17 protein-coding genes are annotated in these 14,450 nt (G+C 45.5%); 2 read left to right on the top strand and 15 right to left on the bottom strand.

The window, feature by feature from the left end; translation table 11 throughout:
* Window positions 1-90: 90 nt before the first annotated feature.
* From SD53_RS01730 to SD53_RS01655, 14 genes are all read right to left on the bottom strand, one after another.
* Window positions 91-2,256 (bottom strand): TonB-dependent siderophore receptor, encoded by a 2,166-nt coding sequence (locus SD53_RS01730; RefSeq protein WP_046518486.1) that lies wholly within the window; start codon window positions 2,254-2,256, stop codon window positions 91-93.
* Window positions 2,257-2,383: 127 nt separating this feature from the next.
* On the bottom strand, window positions 2,384-2,788 hold the full coding sequence (locus SD53_RS01725; RefSeq protein WP_046518485.1) for a DUF2784 domain-containing protein: 405 nt from the start codon (window positions 2,786-2,788) through the stop codon (window positions 2,384-2,386).
* 37 nt (window positions 2,789-2,825) lie between these two features.
* A complete protein-coding gene (locus tag SD53_RS01720) occupies window positions 2,826-3,326 on the bottom strand; it encodes a DUF2937 family protein (RefSeq protein ID WP_046518484.1) in 501 nt (166 codons plus the stop codon).
* Between the two features lie 325 nt (window positions 3,327-3,651).
* Window positions 3,652-3,954, bottom strand: coding sequence for a type II toxin-antitoxin system RelE/ParE family toxin (locus tag SD53_RS01715; protein ID WP_046518483.1), 303 nt, complete (start codon window positions 3,952-3,954; stop codon window positions 3,652-3,654).
* A complete protein-coding gene (locus tag SD53_RS01710) occupies window positions 3,942-4,199 on the bottom strand; it encodes a type II toxin-antitoxin system Phd/YefM family antitoxin (RefSeq protein ID WP_046518482.1) in 258 nt (85 codons plus the stop codon). Before SD53_RS01710 ends, SD53_RS01715 begins: the two co-directional genes overlap by 13 nt.
* Before the next feature lie 156 nt (window positions 4,200-4,355).
* On the bottom strand, window positions 4,356-4,817 hold the full coding sequence (locus SD53_RS01705; protein WP_052749212.1) for a hypothetical protein: 462 nt from the start codon (window positions 4,815-4,817) through the stop codon (window positions 4,356-4,358).
* A 67-nt stretch (window positions 4,818-4,884) separates the two neighbouring features.
* Window positions 4,885-5,229, bottom strand: a complete 345-nt coding sequence (locus tag SD53_RS18785) for a hypothetical protein (RefSeq protein WP_206539882.1) — start codon at window positions 5,227-5,229, stop codon at window positions 4,885-4,887.
* A gap of 15 nt (window positions 5,230-5,244) precedes the next feature.
* On the bottom strand, window positions 5,245-5,739 hold the full coding sequence (locus tag SD53_RS18780; RefSeq protein ID WP_206539881.1) for a DUF6236 family protein: 495 nt from the start codon (window positions 5,737-5,739) through the stop codon (window positions 5,245-5,247).
* Between the two features lie 67 nt (window positions 5,740-5,806).
* Window positions 5,807-6,046 (bottom strand): hypothetical protein, encoded by a 240-nt coding sequence (locus SD53_RS01695; protein WP_046518481.1) that lies wholly within the window; start codon window positions 6,044-6,046, stop codon window positions 5,807-5,809.
* A gap of 724 nt (window positions 6,047-6,770) precedes the next feature.
* Entirely contained in the window at window positions 6,771-7,229 is a 459-nt protein-coding gene (locus tag SD53_RS01680) for a nuclear transport factor 2-like protein (protein ID WP_046518478.1), read from the bottom strand.
* A 106-nt stretch (window positions 7,230-7,335) separates the two neighbouring features.
* Window positions 7,336-7,614, bottom strand: coding sequence for a hypothetical protein (locus SD53_RS01675; protein WP_125060972.1), 279 nt, complete (start codon window positions 7,612-7,614; stop codon window positions 7,336-7,338).
* A gap of 488 nt (window positions 7,615-8,102) precedes the next feature.
* The gene (locus tag SD53_RS01665) at window positions 8,103-8,408 is read right to left on the bottom strand and encodes a hypothetical protein (RefSeq protein WP_046518475.1); all 306 of its coding nucleotides are present in this window, start codon (window positions 8,406-8,408) and stop codon (window positions 8,103-8,105) included.
* A 100-nt stretch (window positions 8,409-8,508) separates the two neighbouring features.
* On the bottom strand, window positions 8,509-8,940 hold the full coding sequence (locus SD53_RS01660; protein ID WP_046518474.1) for a hypothetical protein: 432 nt from the start codon (window positions 8,938-8,940) through the stop codon (window positions 8,509-8,511).
* Between the two features lie 84 nt (window positions 8,941-9,024).
* Window positions 9,025-9,384, bottom strand: coding sequence for a hypothetical protein (locus SD53_RS01655; protein WP_046518473.1), 360 nt, complete (start codon window positions 9,382-9,384; stop codon window positions 9,025-9,027).
* A 559-nt stretch (window positions 9,385-9,943) separates the two neighbouring features.
* Here SD53_RS01655 and SD53_RS01650 point away from each other — a divergent pair.
* Entirely contained in the window at window positions 9,944-10,915 is a 972-nt protein-coding gene (locus SD53_RS01650; protein ID WP_046518472.1) for an integron integrase, read from the top strand.
* A 76-nt stretch (window positions 10,916-10,991) separates the two neighbouring features.
* Here the strand turns inward: SD53_RS01650 and SD53_RS01645 are convergent, their stop codons facing one another.
* Window positions 10,992-13,223, bottom strand: coding sequence for a S46 family peptidase (locus SD53_RS01645; RefSeq protein WP_082101748.1), 2,232 nt, complete (start codon window positions 13,221-13,223; stop codon window positions 10,992-10,994).
* 212 nt (window positions 13,224-13,435) lie between these two features.
* Between SD53_RS01645 and SD53_RS01640 the strand changes: the two genes are divergently transcribed.
* Window positions 13,436-14,446 (top strand): hypothetical protein, encoded by a 1,011-nt coding sequence (locus SD53_RS01640; protein ID WP_046518470.1) that lies wholly within the window; start codon window positions 13,436-13,438, stop codon window positions 14,444-14,446.
* Window positions 14,447-14,450: the final 4 nt, after the last annotated feature.

Raw genomic sequence — 14,450 nt, 5'->3', positions numbered from 1 at the left:
TGGTGCAAACCGCGGGGCTTTTTTTATCTGGCAAAATAAAACCCCGGTTCTATCCGGGGTTTTGCACAGTAACTCATCTGAGTGTTTTGATCAGAACTTATAACGTAAGTTAGCGCTGACAGAACGGCGCTGACCATAGAAACAGTCACCCCGCACCAGACAGGAGGTGATCACTGTTTTGTCGGTCAGGTTTTGCACCTGCAGGCTTAGATCGTAATCGCCCAGCTCATAGCCCAGCATGGCGTCGAACAAGGTGTAAGACGGAGTGAGCAGCGGGTCGTTCAGCACCACACCATTCATCGCGACATAAGCGCTGCCATCTGAGGTTTTGCCTACATGGCGCACACCACCACCCAGTTTCAGACCATCCAGCATCGCCAAACGCCAGGTCGCCCAGACTGAGGCTTGTTGCTCCGGCACTGCAGATAACGCAGCCCCCTTTTCGCCTAATGTATTACTTTGGCTGACATAAGCGTCGGTGTAGGCATAGCTGGCATAAACATCCAATTGCTGCCACGCCAGTTGAGCTTCCAGCTCTACCCCTTTGGCTGTGACTTCCCCACCCTGAATTTGACCATTAGGGTTAATCAGATCCGGGTCATTCAATTGATCGGCCGCTAAAGTGGTAGTACGGTTTTGCTCTTTAATCTGATAGACAGCCGCAGTTAACAAATGCTCAGTGTTGTCAGGCTGGTATTTTACACCCGCTTCCCACTGCTCACCTGTTTTAGGTTGAAACGCTTTGCCATAGGCATCAGAACCCAGCAGCGGCTCAAAAGACTCGCTATAGCTAATATAAGGTGAAACACCGCCCTCCATCAGATACATCAAGCCTAAGCGTCCGGTCGTGGCATACTGCAACTGGGCATCAGCCCGCTCTGTGCGACTGACAGTGCGGTCACGGCGCAAAGCTGCTGACAGCATCCAGGTGTCAGCAATTTTCATAGTGTCCTGCAGATACAAACCACTCTGGTACACCTTAGTGGCCGCATAGTCCACTGCATCAGCATCCGTTGGCAAATCTGTCACCTGACCATACACAGGGTTGTATAAATCCAGCAAACCGCCGCCGGTTGGCGAATAAAAGGAATCATTGTCGGTATAGGCGTTCTGGTAATCAAAACCCATTACCAGTTGATGCTCGACTACGCCGGTTTGCAGGTTGCCATGCAGTTGCGCATCGCTGGTGATAGCCCGGGCATCGGCGTTACTGACATAAGCCACACGCGAAATAGTGCGGTTATCCGCCTGCAACACCGGCGGCCAGCCATACATAGTGTCGTAATCGGCATGACTGTCACTGTAACGACTGGCGACACGTAAATCCCAGTCATCCGTCAGACTATGCTCAATAATCACAGTAGCGGCCTGTTGTTCTGTGTCATAGCGGTCAAAACCTGGTTCAGACACAAAACGGTTGCTTGGGATCTGACCAAATTCGTTGGGTAAAATAGTGCCCTTATGTGGGAAAAACTGCGTACTGGAGCCGGATTCTTTTTCCTGCCAGTTGCCAAGCACTGTCACTTTAGTATCGTCACTGGCCTGCCAGCTAAAAGACGGCGCTAAAGCCTTGCTGTTATCTGGCACAAAATCTGTCTGAGTATCACTGTCGCGCCAGACGCCGACTAAACGGCCTTGCAGTGTTTCATCCTCAGTTAATGACCCTGTGATATCGCCCGCCAGTTGTTTACGTGAATAATTCCCCAACTGCGCCCATAACTGACCGCTGGTAGCCGCTTCAGGTTTTTTACTGACTAAATTAACGATACCGCCAATAGAACCCTGTCCATACAGCACAGAGCTTGGGCCTTTGAGTATTTCAATTTGCGACAGGCCAAAGGGCTCGGTGCGCACGTTGTTGTAATAACCAAACAAAGATTTCAGACCATCCAGATACTGCACCGGCGATACACCACGGATCACCGACCAGTCACCCCTGGTGTCCAAACCATAAGGGCCATTGTACAAACCCGACACATAACCCAAGGCATCCTGCACCGTCAGCGCGCCTAAATCGGCAATACGCTCTTCGGTCAGCACAGACACAGACAACGGAGTTTCAATAATGGGCGTGTCTGACTTGGCGCCTGAAGCACTGACATAAGAAATTAAACCACTTGTACTTTTGACCGTGATCACCTCAATTTCTTCTTCAGCTTTGGCTTTGCTGTCATCGGCCAACAGGCTTGTAGAATAACAACCTGTGGCTACAGCCAGCGCAACTAAGGACATTTTATGGAGCTTAAACAACGACATGGCACTTTCCTCTGAATACAGTGCCACAATTTTAAATGAAAATTGATCTCAATTGCAAAGCAATTAGCAACTATTCTCGTTTGTGTTTAAGCAGATTTAGACGAAGACAACCAAAGGAGTTTGTCTACTAACGTGACCACGAGCCTGGGCGAACCACAAACCAGCTCGCCAGCACTAACAGGCCAAAAGCACTATACAACAGCATAAAAGCCCAATCCGGCGCGCTGTAATACAATAATTGATGTAACCAATGCTGAATAAAAGAACCAGCATACGTACCTGCACCAGCTTGTTTTCTTAATGCCATCTCCCAGACAGTTAATGGGCAAATCATACCAAGCCATGATTGCACTACGACTATGCCGATAGCGACCAAATGCAGCAACCTGAACCGAAGATTACGAACCCATTGCCAGCTCAGCGCATAGCCCAGATAGATAGCCAGCAGGCCAAACACAACAAAGCAGACAAAAAGCACATGCACAACCAAAATTGCATCCGCCAGCAGTAACAACACAGAGGCCCTGGACATGATCCTTCTCCGTCAGACTGAACTAGTAGCTGTGTCTCTAACGCTGTTCAGCCAAAGGACGCGCCCTGAATAGCCTGAACGGCAACATAATGAGAGCATTCAGTAAAAGAGCACAGAGCACGGCAAAAACCAGACCACCGGCATCGAGCGGAATACCGGGTTTGAAGTTCTGAACAACATCTTTGAGCAGATGAATTCGGTTCGGCTGAAGCATAAAGCCCATTTTTTCCAGTAAATTGCCTGTGGCAAAAATATCCATCCCCACACCAAGCTCAGCAAGCAGACTTATCGTTGCCAGCTTTTGCTCCGCATCAGAGCGCACGCTGGCGTCAGCGTTGTTCTGATGATGCTTGATCATGGCCTGAGCGTCAGCAAACTGATGAGCTTTGGCTGTCGCTTCATAACCGTCCACTTGTTGCTCAGTCGCCTGATACCAGCCGGATAAATACTGATGATAATGATCAACCAACAGCGGCGCTTGCAGCGCCAGGATAAGCGCTGTCGCAAAAACTAATTTATCAAATAATTTTCCAATCAAAATAAACCGTCCTGTTCAATTCAGCGTGACCAACTTTGCTACAGTGTCTGGTATGGTGACTAGTTTTTTCTCTTGATTGCTCAGACTATTCCTACTTGATATCTCATAAAAATCATCACGCTCTAAACCCGCTAAAGTGGCAAGTACCAGCCGTCCCTGATGCTGCTCTTGATATAGCTCGAAACTGGCTGATATCAACATAACCAAAACGACTAAAAAATTATATATCTCGCCAATTAATGTTTCCTGAGAAAGCTAACGCCCCGAGCATGCGCGCGAACTTGTGAGCGTCGCTGGGGCCACAGGCCACGAGTGACGCGGATTGTTAGCTGTGTCCAAGCATGAATGCACGAAGCTGTCGCTCCTCTCGCATGACAAAGAGGATCAAAACCCGCTGCTCATCCTCACGATAAAAAATGCGACAGAGTGGAACCAGCATCTCCCTGTATACCGAATCTGGCAGCTCAGGAGGAATCCGACCGGATTTGGGGAAAGTTTCCAAACGTTCTGTCTTATCGAAAACTGCCTTCACGAGGTCGCTTGCAGCAGCAGGATTGTCCAAAGCAATATATTCCGCAATGGCATCCAGTTCTTGAAGGGCTGGCTCTGTCCAGATTACTTCAGCCATTTACTCATTTTTTCTTTGGCCTCATTTTGGCTATAGGTTCTTCCCTCAAGTACAGCACGCTCTCCCCGGGCAAGCCCCTCAAGCAGCTCAAGCCGACGCTGCATGAATTCATAATCCTGCACATCAACAAGGTATGCGGATGGCTGGCCATGCTCCGTAATCAGTACAGGTTCTTTCGACAAGTGCAGATCTGCCAGAATCTTTGTCGCCTGACGCTTGAGGTTCGTAACTAGTTCAACTTTCATGGGTTCCCCCTGATGCACACTTCAAGTGATACTATAGTATCACTTTACAGGTAAGGCAATCCCAGCTAACGCTTTGCTAATTGGCTGCCGCAGCGTAGCGTAGGCAGTCCAGTGGAGGCCACGCTTTTTGTGGCCGGAACGAAATTAAGCAACTTGTTAGTACTCTTTACGCCAAAGGTCATGTCGTTTTGGCCATAACTCAGAATACATTTTGTACGTACCGTATGGCATGAATATAAACATCAAAAGCGTCAATATAGCCATGAAATCCGAACCGATTTGAGCGGAGTATATTTCAAATAGTCCGTCTTCAGATGTACCCAAAATTGCTTCTCTTTTGTCATCTAGAAACAAAATTTTATAAGTGCTGCCTTCTGACAGCTTAAACCTAAAGCTTTGGATGATTTTTTGACCATCAACATTCAAATTGTAGTAATAACTGTTGCCGCCTTTTGCTGAGCCGCTGACATGATCTAAGCTCAAAACCACTGCAGTAGTTTCTCTACCATTTTTCCAAAACGCATAACTACTATTGCCCAAAGAAAATGCTGACCAGAAAATGGCACCAATACCAAAGGTCAAGAAAGCGATAACAAAATAGCTAAGTAATTTCTTCATAGAGTACTAACGTCCAACTCAGCGGGCAATTGGAGCGGAGCGTAAATTGATCCGCTGCAGTTGTTTGTTATACAAGTTCATTTCGGATAGCTGACAAGTACGCGAAATGTCGAAACTCATCTGGTATAGACTTGCCTACTGATAGTTCTTGGTATGCAAATTTCAGAGCGCAAGCACCTAAAGCAGCAACATTCAACCCTTGAACATATGGTTGATAATTTTCAGGGAGGTAATCTTTTACTAGCGCACCAGCCCCCGCAACTCCAAACCAAGGATCTGTTGCAACAGATGTAAGTGAACGCTTAACACGCTGAAATTTAGTCTCTTTCATGACCCTGTTGAAATCGTTCAAATCACGATGCAGTTTATTAAGTGCTTTGTTTTTTCTTTTTGGTATATCTTGCGATGACATTATTTGATCCACTATTTAGTCCATTGAGTCACGCAACGCGAGTAATTCAGCATTCCTACGTATTTTGAACTCGACAACTTCTGGAAGTGGGACATCAGCCGTTGGAATTTGCACAGCGTTATACAGCTCGAACTCAAGACAACCTTGTCTTTTCGAGTATTCTTGAGGAACGATTAGCCTTTCTGTAGGTTGAGCAATGCTCCATTCTTTATCTTTGGATTGATTGTTCTGTTCAAAAGCAACCATTTGGGAAGCGAGAAATAATAACCCATTTTCATGTGCTTCCATTCTTTGGAATCTGACCTCGGTAGACGTAGCAATCCCTTCTTGTATTAAAAATTCAATATCAGGCCCGCCGCCGATATGAATCATGTTATTCACGGGATAATCGATTTTATCCCAAAACAACAGATACTTGCGAAGGTTTACAGCTTCAACACCACCCGCTAGCCGAAGGCCGCCACCATCCAGTACTTTATAATTTGGTGTGATAATTATGCCGCGCTCCATAATGCCTCTTCACTTGTATAACGCCAAAAGCAGCCGCGCGCTGTTAAGCGTCGGCTGACTTTTTTTGTTATGTTTTTTTGTGTCGTATTTTTTTCCACAATGCTCTCAGGTTAATACCGAACCCCATAAAGTTTGGTTTTAATTCTACTATTTCTTCTTCAAGCTTAGGTTTTTCGGGATTTACTCCTGCCTCGTTACCTTTAGCTTTAAAGCCTTCAACATTTTTAATCTTAGCTAGGGTCTCTTTTGAGGTTTTATTGTTTTCTAAATCAACATCTTTTGAATCTTCTATATCGAACATTGGCATACGCTACCCTCTACCATTCAAGTACTCTATATACCATCTGACTATTTTTGCACCAACAGATAGACTGAACGATGTGTTCGTTTGGCTAGCATCATCTGTACAGTTGGAGGCTTTTAATCCTCTAACTCTTCTAGCCTTTACCCCTGTATTAACATTCAAAAATCTTGCGCCCGTGATTTGAATATCATCACTATCAGAAACATCAATACCGGTTCTAAGGCCAGAGAATCCGCAATCAATTATTTTTGCGCCCCTACAGTTGTCAATTTTTATCCCAGTCGACACCGGTCTCTCCTTAAAACATAACGCAAAGCTTTGTGGCGGCTGGAGCGCAGCGTAAGCCGTCCAAGCCGCACTAGCGGCGATAATAGCGCCTTGTTATGTGTTTGATAAAGCATTGAACTTTTTGATTATGTAGAAAACCACAGCAATATTTACAGTACCCACAATTGCTAGAAGCTTAACTAAAATGCCAATTTCTGGCGCTTGAGCATACACAAGACCAATTACAAAAAATGATATAGCCACGAGGCAAAATGCCAAAACAACCAACATTTTGAAATCCGATTTTGCATTCCGTAACCTAACCACATTTAAGACGTTTGACATTAAACTAATACCTCTGAAAACACATAACGCCCAAATTTAGCGCGGAAAGCCGCGCAGCGGATTTACGTCGCAGCCAGTGCTTTTTGCTGGCGATAAAATTTGATTGTTATGTGAATTATTCACTGTATTGACGGATAACGGAGACTTTACCGTTTTCAAGCTCAAGTACATCCAGCGCTACTTTACTGTAACTAAAGTCTGACCCATCTGCCCTTTTACCTTTCCCTGAATACTTACGCTTGATAGTAATTGCGTTATGACCGTATTGGTAGTCAATAAGCTCTGACAGATATTCCGTATGAGCACCGAGATAATGAGTCATTCCCTTACGCATCATGGCCTTGCCATTTGGTTCACGCGTATCATCAGGCGCATTCGGAAAATGTTGGTATCCAATGTCCTCAGTCAGAAAAGACAAATAATGCTCAACATCTTCTTTTGTTGCGTTCGGTTGCTGAGTCATCACCTGTGCATGGTAATAAGCTTTAACGAAAGCATCGTAGTCAAATTCTTCAGCCAAAACATTAGAGCTGAAAAATACAAAACCCATCAGGGCGATAAATAGTTTTTTCACACGAACTCCTTTCTAAAAGATTCACATAACGCCCGCCACAAACGCGAGCAACTTGTTGCGAGTCGAGCGCCCAACGGGCGCGTTTTTGATGGCGTTTGTTATACATTTATAAGGATGCTGCATAAAAAATAGTACCGATGCCGCACAAAGCTGATGCAAAACCTAGAATACGAATCCGATTATTAAAAATATCCTGATCTACAGAAAAGCGCTCAGTGCGCTGCAGCCCCACGACAAAAAGCAAAATTGACAGCGCTAATAGCCCAAACATGGCAAACGGAGCTTTATCAAAAAGTGCTACATAGCTTGCTAAAGCAACCAAAACTGACAGTGACATCCATAGCGCAGCGAAGAAAATGCTTTTGGGTGGCTTTACAGAACTCAAACTAAACTCTCCTAAATGTATAACTATCGCCTAAACGGCGAGCAACTTGTTGCGAGTCCAGCGGCCGCAGGCCGCGATGTTTAAGGCGCTTGTTAGGCATTTGTGCCACGTTTAGTTTTGGGCTTTGTTAAAACCACTGCCAATAGAAAAATGCAAAAAAGCAAAGTAAAAAATGCGGTACCATTTCCCCAGACTGAGTGGACTAGAAAATCGTAAGTTGGCGAAGATATATGTATAAGCACCCAAAACATTGCGTTTTTGCCTGCTACGTAATTTACCAGTACAAGTAACTCACCAAATTTTGGATGAAAGAAACCAATTGCTCCGCGAAGAATTAATAGATACGACGCGACAATGGCTATAACCAAAAGCGATCTTTTAAATAATGACTGGCTTCGAGTCAGCATTTGTAACTGCCTAATCGCCCCGCGCATGCGCGCGAACTTGTGAGCGTCGCAGGGGCCGCAGGCCCCGAATGCCGTGGTTTGTTATGTGTTTGGGTAGTAAACAATTGAGCTACCCTCGTTTAATGCTTCTTCGTAGAAACCAGTAAAACCGCGAAAACTGTCTGTATTCAGTACATCAACCTTTAGCGGCTTACCAGTGAGATTTTTCAAGTTGGCAAAGCCAAACTTTGAGCATTCCGTAGTCGCGAATTCAAAATCCGGATTTTCATTGTCCTGAGCCAAAAATAATATGCATTTATGGACATGATGCAATTCAGGATGGTTGTAATCGTATTCATTACCACCTACAAACTGACCTTCAAATCCGTATAAAACTACGGTCTTCACGAAGCATCCTTACACATAACTACCAAATTTAGCGCGGGAAAACGCGCATGCGTTTTGCCGTCGCAGCCCATGCGTAGCGTGGGCGATTAACATTTGCTTGTTAGGCATTAGTTGATGCACTGCTGCCCCTCGCTGACCTTAACAATTTTCGATGTTTGAGACTTATTCCAGCCTTGATACCTGCGAATAGCACTCCAAGCAAAGAAATGTATTCGAATACCAGAAATTGAAGCGGTCGAATAGGCTCCGGTTCAGCTCCCAAATACGATAGTGAAAACGCCAATAGTGCAGATGCGACTTCATCGCTAAGCAAAAGAGCAAGAAGCGTATGAGCGACAGGATACTGATCTGTTCTGTAAGTGATGTGAGCAAAGATAGCCATGTACACGAGCAGCATGATGCAATGATTCAGAAAGTAATTGAACAACACCGCATCAGGAGAAAATGATGATGGATGAAATTCAAAGATGCCGGAAGCGATACCGGCCATCAGTAACAGAAGAGCGTGGATAACAATAATCTTCCAGTTCAATAATGGCTCCTTACTGCCTAACGACAAGGTAATGGGCAAAGTGCACAGCACTTTGTCCAGCCGTAGGCGCCATTGACCGCCTTGTTAGGTGTGTTTTTCGTGACTTTCATACTTTTGCTTCAATGATTGTGCAGCCTTAATAGCCGCACTATGCCATGCGTTCTCAACCTCTGCGATTTTTACATCTTCTCTTTGCAGTGCAGATTGCGCCCAACGCTGACGCTCTTGGCCTGCCGGAAGATGAGCACTATCAGAGTCGATATCCCGAAAAACCTTAAAGTCTTGATCATCTTCTGCGCGTAACCAAAACGCTAACTTACACATTTCGCGAGCACAGACAATTACACCGATTCGGTTTTCTTCTAAGTCCCGGGCACGCGCCACGACCTTTTTGCAAGTCTTTATCCACGATGCTTCATTCGTTACCCAATCTGGCTTATCCATGCGACCTATTTCACACACCTAACGTCCCGCGCAAGCGCGCGAACATGTGAGCGTCGCCGCAGCCGAAGGCTGCAAATGACGCGGCTTGTTATGTTTTATGGTGTAGTTCACAAACGATTACCCTTTGCTAAAGATTTTAGTAAGCGCCACTTTGGTACAAGGAAAAATGGCTGTAAAAAAACGAATGTAAACAACCAGACCTTAAACGAGACCCAAAGATCGTACTTAAACAAATGGATTACGCCTAAAAACAGACATAAAACAAAAGGGGTCATTTCAATCCAAATCAAAGCTTGGAAAAACTGTTTGCTAAACAATGGCCCCTCTCAAACATAACAATTTAATAGAAGGTTTTCTGCCCGCAAGTCGAACATTTTTCTGCCTTCTTTCCTGATTTTTACTCATACCAAACTAACGCTGATGTATCTCTATTTCAACAACTTTTTCTAAAATCCATAAATTTATCCCCGACAAAATCTATACAGCCTGTACGCTAGTTGGTGGATTTTTTACTCAAACTGAACCACTGTTTATTTAAACAGTTATTCAGGAGGAAAAAATGGCATCGCCTTTTTTGGATTACGTCAGAGAGTTTATGGTGTCGCGGCGTTATGCCAAGCGTACAGTGGAAACCTATTTGTATTGGATTCGGTTCTACATTTTGTTTCATCACAAGCAGCACCCGAATCAGCTATCTGATACCGATGTAGAAAACTTCCTATCTTACCTCTCCAATCAACGCACTGTGGCTATTAAAACTCAGGCTACTGCTTTAAATGCACTGAGTTTTTTATACCGGCATATTATTTTGCGGCCACTGTCGCTAAACCTTAATTTTAATAAAGCCCAAGTTGCACAAAAACTGCCTGTAGTACTAACCCGCGTTGAGGTTCAGCAGTTACTTGCTTTGATTGAGCCCAAATACAAGTTATTAGCGCAACTGATGTATGGCAGTGGCTTGCGTTTAATGGAAGCAGTTCGGCTGCGGGTGCAGGATATTGATTTTGATTATTTGTCTGTGCTGGTGTGGCAGGGTAAAGGTAATAAAAACCGCAGAGTTACCTTAGCGCCTGAGCTTATTCCTGCTTTGAAACTGCAAATAGAACATGTAAAACAGCATTTTCAGACTGATCTGCACAACCCATCTTATGCCGGAGTCTGGCTGCCTTTTGCTTTGGCCAGAAAATATCCGGCAGCACCAAAAGAAATTGGCTGGCACTATTTATTTCCGTCCAACCAGCTTAGCCTTGATCCCGAATCTAAACTTATCCGTCGGCATCATCTGGATGAAACTACGGTGCGCAGGGCTATAAAAGTGGCGGCTCGATTGGCGAAAGTATCAAAGAATGTGACGTGCCATACATTAAGGCACTCGTTCGCCACCCACCTCTTAGAGTCCGGTACTGATATTCGTACAGTACAAGAACAACTCGGTCATAGCGATGTGAAGACCACACAAATTTATACCCATGTATTAAATCGAGGTGGTAATGCGGTGAAAAGTCCGTTGTCTTTGTTGCTGAATGGGTGAAGGTTCTGATGGTTATGCGTGAATATGAAACGGGAGGGCATAAAGCCCTCCCCTACAGTAAATATGGTTCTGATCCTTAGCGGACTATTTCCATCTCCGCCAATAAATTATCAGCGTTATCAACGTATTGCATCATCCACAATACGTAGCGAATATCGACATGGATAGCGCGGGTGATTTCCGGATTGAAGTACCAGTCTTTGGTGATGGACTCATAAGTAGAATCGAAGTTTAAGCCGACTAATTCGCCTTTGCCGTTCATTACTGCTGAGCCTGAGTTGCCGCCTGTGGTATCGGCACTGGATAAAAAGTTGACCGGTACTGAGTTAAAGGCTTTAACATCGGTTTTTGGACAGTTAAAAATGCCGCAAAACCACGGCTCTTTGCTTTGGGCTGCCAGGTCGGCATAAAAATAACCTGCAGTTTTACCAGACTGATAGGCATCCACTAAGTTTTGTGGTGCGTTAAAGGGGTAATCTGCCTGGCGTTTGGCGATTAAGCCTTTGACCGAAGTAAATGGCGTTTTATACACACCGTCTTTGGCCGGATAACCGTCGACTGTGCCATAGGTAATACGCAAAGTGCTGTTGGCATCCGGATACACTGGTTTTCCCTGCGCTTTGTTGTAAGCAATAATGGCCTGCATATACGCCGGGCGTACCTGGGATAATTGGCCTTTTAACTCTTTCTCCTGTGCCTCTAATGCCAGGTTTTTGTCAGAAATAGCCACTGCAATACGAATAAAGGGGTCTGCACTTTGGGCAAAATCGGCCGGAGCTTTACCCAGCCAGGCTTTACGGCCTTCGGTGCTGGTTAAACTGCTTTGTGGGTACAGCGCTGTAATTTTTTCTGCCACCTGTGCTTGCGTCATGCCAGCAGTTAATCCTAAAACGGCGTCTAATTCGGCAACACGTACTGCATCAGGCTGAGCTAAATACTCGGCTAACTGTTCGGACCAAATGGCGATATCCATAGTAGGGTGGAAACTTTTTTCCATCCGGGCTAAACGGCCTTCAATCATTTTTAAATCACGTTGCTGAAAGCCCATCTCGCGTTTCGCGTCCGGCTTTTGGTTTTCCTGTGCTAAGCGGTACAGCAATAGAGCGGCTTGTAATACATCACTGCGTTTGGCGGCTTCAAAGTAATAAGTTTGTTGGGTAAAAGCCTGTTCGGCGTCTATCACCTGCTTTAATGCCTCAATACTTTGCTGGTAAGGCGCACGCGCTGCATCCGCTTTAATCCAGTGCACTAAAGCGTTTTCCTGAGTTTCTTTAATGGCCTGAATATCTGTTGCTTTAAAACCGTCCAATAAGCCTTGTAGCTTCTTCATGCGGTTGTTATGACCTTTGACAGTGGAGGCATATTTCACTTTTAAATCGCCGTCAGCCGCGCTTAAGCGGTCTATGGTGTTGATCATTTGTTGATAGGTTTTTACCTGAGCCGGGTATTGCCAGTCGGCGGCAAAAGAGATTTCATCGGCTAGACGATAACGGCTAGTCTGGCCAGGGTAACCGGCCAATAAAATACCATCGCCCTGGCGTACACCACTGGCATTTACTTTTAGGAAGTTTTTGCTCTGGTAAGGTACGTTATCCACTGAATAAGGCGCAGGTTTGCCGTCTTTGCCGACATAACCACGGATAAAGGTGTAATCCCCAGTGTGACGTGGGTATTCGAAGTTGTCGATATCGCCGCCGTAGTTGCCGACTGATTCAGACGGCGCATAGACCAAACGCACATCCTGCAACATTAACTGTTTTATTTGAAAGTATTCCATACCATGGTGAAAACTCACCACAGAGCAGCGGTAGTTGGCATCGCTTTCACAGTCTTTAATCAAGGCTTTGCGGTTGGCTTCTATCGCTTCATACCGCTCTTTACCGGATAAATCTGCAGATAGAGAGCCTATCACTTGTGCCGTTACATCGGTTACAGCTTCGGTGATATACAACCGTTCCTGTGGCCCTGCTGGTAATTCTTCCGCCATAGTCTTGGCTAAAAAGCCTTTCTCTATCAGGTTATTGTCTTTAGTCGAGTTGTTCTGTATCGCGTTGTAGGCACAGTGATGGTTGGTCACTACCAGGCCTTTGGGCGACACAAAAGAGGCCGAACAATAACCCAGGCTAACAATGGCGTTCATAGGGTACTGGCTTAAATCAGCCAGTTGTTTGCCTGGTATTTCAATACCTTTGGCGGTTAATTCATTTTGTAATTCAGATAGTTGATGCGGTTGCCATTGGCCTTCGTCGGCCAGAGTGGCGAAACTAATGGCCAGCGTTAAGCTGCTGAGCAAATAAACTGATTTCATAGGATCCCTTGGTTTTTTTGTTGTAGTTTTCATTGGTGCTGCACCGAGGCGTTAAATTATCCATGGAAAGTGCCTTGGTGCAACCTTGTTAAGTCCAGTGTGGGAAATTTAAGCCAGGTGGCATGGCCTGTTCTTTTGTCAGACAGATTGAGCAAAAAGTGGTAGCGTGCTAACAATAGTGGCATAAAAACAACACGATGGATCAACTACTTATGCAAGCATGGAATGAACGTTTTCCCCGTTTAGCACAGCTACATGTTGCCCAGTGGGGTTATTTGCTGGCCACAGTATTTTTTCTGCTGTTTTTGTTATTGGGTGCGGACAACAGCGTTTTGGCGAAAACAGGGGCGGTATTGTTACTGTTTGCGACAGCAAAAGAGATGTGGCAACGCTTTGCCATCTGGTGGCACAGCTTGCTGGGCAAAGCCTGTATCCTGACCTTTTACGCTATTGTGTTGAATTTTTCTTTTGCCTATGCCGAATCTATTGTCAACGGTGTGATTGGGGTAAGGCCCGACAGAGTGCCTTACAGCGTCAACTTAGCGGCTTTATTGCTAGCCCCGGCCTGGACCTTACTAGGCAGTATGCTGACCTTGCAGTTTTACTCCATGCTGCATTTGATTAAAGTTATGCTGTTATTGATGCTGCGGCCTTTTGGTCTTCCTTCGAAACACCTGCTGGATAACGAAGTCTTTCCGGTCTGGACTTTAGCCGCCCGTATCATTTATCTGCCCGTGGTCACTATCATTTTAACCTTCACTTTAGCCAGTTATTTCAGCGGCCATCCTGAAGAGTTTCTGAGCTGGGGAGAAACCACAGCGCAACATCAGGATTTAGCTGAGCAAGAGCTGGAAAAACTTAAACAACAAAGTGAGGCTTCAGTTGAAGAGCCCAGGCAAGGCCCACAAACCAAAGTGCCTGAATTTCAGGTATTTATTGACGAGAGAGGCTTTAAACTCCCCACTATGCTGTGGTTAAACAAGCTAGTGGCGGCTTTTAACTACCATATCGAAAGCCTTGGCGCCTCCAGTTGCAAACTCACCCCACCTGAGCATCTGGTGCATATCAACGACTATGAAGTGCTGGTGATCACACCCGATCCGGCTCAGCCGTTGGGTTACAGCTACAAAGTACGGGTCTGTGACTCACCCGCTTTTCCTGCAGGCGTGACAGGCCGGGTTGTGGTTCAGCCCAGTCAAACTGCAACGCCAGAGCAGAAATAATCAG

Source organism: Rheinheimera mesophila, assembly GCF_000986865.1.
GTDB classification, from domain to species: Bacteria; Pseudomonadota; Gammaproteobacteria; order Enterobacterales; family Alteromonadaceae; genus Pararheinheimera; species Pararheinheimera mesophila.
The sequence above is the reverse complement of the archived record's forward strand: the minus strand, read 5'-3'. Positions and strand labels throughout refer to the sequence as shown.

Coding starts and splice junctions, on each gene's coding strand:
- SD53_RS01730 (WP_046518486.1), bottom strand. CDS start 2,256: ATGTCGTTGTTTAAGCTCCATAAAATGTCCTTAGTTGCGCTGGCTGTA.
- SD53_RS01705 (WP_052749212.1), bottom strand. CDS start 4,817: ATGAAGAAATTACTTAGCTATTTTGTTATCGCTTTCTTGACCTTTGGT.
- SD53_RS01640 (WP_046518470.1), top strand. CDS start 13,436: ATGCAAGCATGGAATGAACGTTTTCCCCGTTTAGCACAGCTACATGTT.
- SD53_RS01715 (WP_046518483.1), bottom strand. CDS start 3,954: ATGGCTGAAGTAATCTGGACAGAGCCAGCCCTTCAAGAACTGGATGCC.
- SD53_RS01695 (WP_046518481.1), bottom strand. CDS start 6,046: ATGCCAATGTTCGATATAGAAGATTCAAAAGATGTTGATTTAGAAAAC.
- SD53_RS01650 (WP_046518472.1), top strand. CDS start 9,944: ATGGCATCGCCTTTTTTGGATTACGTCAGAGAGTTTATGGTGTCGCGG.
- SD53_RS18780 (WP_206539881.1), bottom strand. CDS start 5,739: ATGGAGCGCGGCATAATTATCACACCAAATTATAAAGTACTGGATGGT.
- SD53_RS01710 (WP_046518482.1), bottom strand. CDS start 4,199: ATGAAAGTTGAACTAGTTACGAACCTCAAGCGTCAGGCGACAAAGATT.
- SD53_RS01645 (WP_082101748.1), bottom strand. CDS start 13,223: ATGAAATCAGTTTATTTGCTCAGCAGCTTAACGCTGGCCATTAGTTTC.
- SD53_RS01725 (WP_046518485.1), bottom strand. CDS start 2,788: ATGTCCAGGGCCTCTGTGTTGTTACTGCTGGCGGATGCAATTTTGGTT.
- SD53_RS01655 (WP_046518473.1), bottom strand. CDS start 9,384: ATGGATAAGCCAGATTGGGTAACGAATGAAGCATCGTGGATAAAGACT.
- SD53_RS18785 (WP_206539882.1), bottom strand. CDS start 5,229: ATGTCATCGCAAGATATACCAAAAAGAAAAAACAAAGCACTTAATAAA.